Raw genomic sequence first — 2,265 nt, 5'->3', positions numbered from 1 at the left:
GCGAATAGCCGCCACAGCGAGCGGACCACCCGCCCCGGCTGCCAGGCGGGCTGCGGCGCAACCTGCCGGGGGCGGCGAGCCAGCGAGGCGACGTCGGGTGGCGTCGCCGTCTGCGCATTGAAGGAGTGTTCGGACATCAAATCTCGGCCCGAGGCTGGGCTCGGCGATGGCATAGTGGAAACAGCTGGGCGAGGCGGACAAGACAGTGGGATGGCAGGACATGAGCGGCAAAGTGCAGTTGCGTTTCATGCGCCGCCATATCCAGGCCTGCCTCGCCGCTGGCCAATGGCGCAACAAGCCCCGGCCACCCGAACATCCCGATGCCGGACTGCATCAGCGCGGCGCTGAACTGCAAGCGCAGACGCTGGCCCGCTTCAGCCGGGTTCGGGCCGCCTGCGGCGAACGGGTGTTGCTGGTGACGCCGCCATCGCCGGCCGGGTGGGTGTGGTTCGAGGATCTGCGATGCGCGCTGCAACACATCGGTGTGGTGGTGCTGCGCGTCGACGATGAACAGAGGCTGACGCCGGCGTTGGCGGCCGACTTCCGGCCGACGCTGCTGCTGGGGCTGGACACCGACCGGCTGCATCAACGCTTTCAGGCCACCGGCATGGACCACCCGTCGCGTTGCACGCGGCTGCTGATTCCCGCGCGCGACGTGGCCGAATCGTGCGCACCGCTGAGTGCGGCCGAGGCGCGGCGGCTTGATCGCACGGCCAGCGGTGCCGGCGCAGACCTGCTGCTGTCGCTGCATGCCGAGCCCTTCATGCAGCGTTCGGCGGTTGCATGGATGCGCCTGGGCAAGCCTTTCGTGTGGCTGCCTCAGGCGGCCAGCCCGTTCCGCGACCGGCCACATGCCTGCGAGCGCGTGTTCGACTACGCGCACTTGTCGGTGGCCAATCCGCAGCGGGTCCGTGCCGTGTGGCACACGATGCGCCATATCCTCGCGCGGCACCACGGCCTGTTCGGTGAGCTCGAGACGTGGGGGTTCGGCGTGCCGCGGCTGCCGGTCGATGAGCATGCTCGCCACCAAGCGATGGCTCGCGTGTCGCTTGCCCCTTTGGTTGCTCCGCTGCTCGACAGCGCCGCAGACTTGACCCAGCGCGTCTATGCAGCGGCGGCCAGCGCCACCTTCCAGATCACCGAACTCAGTCCCCTGACCCGACAGCATTTCGATGAGGATGAACTCATTGCCGTGCCGCGAGGACCGACGTCGATGCGCGATGCCTTTGATCGCTGGCTGGATGATCGCCCGGCGCGTGAACGCGTCGCCGGTCGCGCGCTGGAGCGGGTGTACCGGGATCACACCAGTCTGCACCGCGCGGTGCAGCTCATCGACGAGGTCCGGGCTAGGCGCTGAGCGATGAAGTCGAGGCTCCATTTGCCCCTCCTGCTGTCAAGGCCGGCCCAGCCGGTCCAAAGCTCCTCGGTTGCCGGCGCACCCACAACACCCCGCCGATCGGCACGATGGCCGCGATCATCCAGGCAATGACGCTGGGATGCGGATCCAGGGTCAAGATGCCCACTTCCGCAAGGTAGAACCAACCCGCCGCCAGCATGCGATGGCCGTGGGCTCGCCAGCGCGGCCCCGGCGCCGTGCGCAGATCGTTGACCGCAAGTGCACCTTGCGTCAGTGCAGACCAGGGAAAGGCGATCACGTCGATGAGCCGGTGCGAGTTCAGCAGGCCCCAAGTGCCTGCCAGCACGCCGGCCRCCACCAACAAACCCACCCAGCCGAGTGCGCGCACGACCCAGCGCGAACGAAGGAACTGAGCACCGGCACTCAGGCACAGCACCAGAGGTTGCAACGAGGTCACGGCGCCGAATGGGTTGCGGGCGTCCACGGCAATGCCCACGGCCAACACCATGCTGGCCACGACCAACCCCATGAAGGTGCGGCCGATCAGCCTGTGATGCCGGCGCCAGGCACCGGCATAGGCCGCTAGCGCGGCCAGCCAGCAGAGCATCGCCCCGCATGACAACACCACGTGGATCTGGATGATCAGCCCGCGTGCGCTCACCGGACGTCCTCCAACGCCGGCACCACTTGCAGCATGGCCGCCCATTCCAGCCAGCTCCGGCGCCTACCCCGCAATTTCAACTGCAGCCCATGCACCTTGGCCGCCTGGCGAATGCCATCCTCCTGGCAATCTTCTGACAGCACCATCAGCACCTCCGTGTGCGTCAGGTCCAGTGCCGCCAACTGCTCGAACAGCGCATGAAAGTACTCGAACCCCACCCCGCAGAACCAAGCGCGCTCCGGCATCG

General features: G+C 67.7%; 3 protein-coding genes. 1 reads left to right on the top strand and 2 read right to left on the bottom strand.

Annotation, left to right across the window (positions count from 1 at the left end; translation table 11 throughout):
* Positions 1-220 precede the first annotated feature (220 nt).
* On the top strand, positions 221-1,357 hold the full coding sequence (locus tag AC1DU6_RS28180) for a glycosyltransferase family protein (RefSeq protein WP_477861160.1): 1,137 nt from the start codon (positions 221-223) through the stop codon (positions 1,355-1,357).
* Here the strand turns inward: AC1DU6_RS28180 and AC1DU6_RS28175 are convergent.
* On the bottom strand, positions 1,347-2,063 hold the full coding sequence (locus tag AC1DU6_RS28175; RefSeq protein WP_477861158.1) for a hypothetical protein: 717 nt from the start codon (positions 2,061-2,063) through the stop codon (positions 1,347-1,349). The two genes, AC1DU6_RS28180 and AC1DU6_RS28175, sit on opposite strands and share 11 nt — an antisense overlap.
* On the bottom strand, positions 2,015-2,265 hold a 251-nt coding region (locus tag AC1DU6_RS28170; protein ID WP_477861156.1), incomplete at its 5' end, for a hypothetical protein. The genes AC1DU6_RS28170 and AC1DU6_RS28175, both read right to left, overlap by 49 nt.

It is taken from the genome of Roseateles sp. P5_B10 (genome assembly GCF_056400485.1).
The sequence above is the reverse complement of the archived record's forward strand: the minus strand, read 5'-3'. Positions and strand labels throughout refer to the sequence as shown.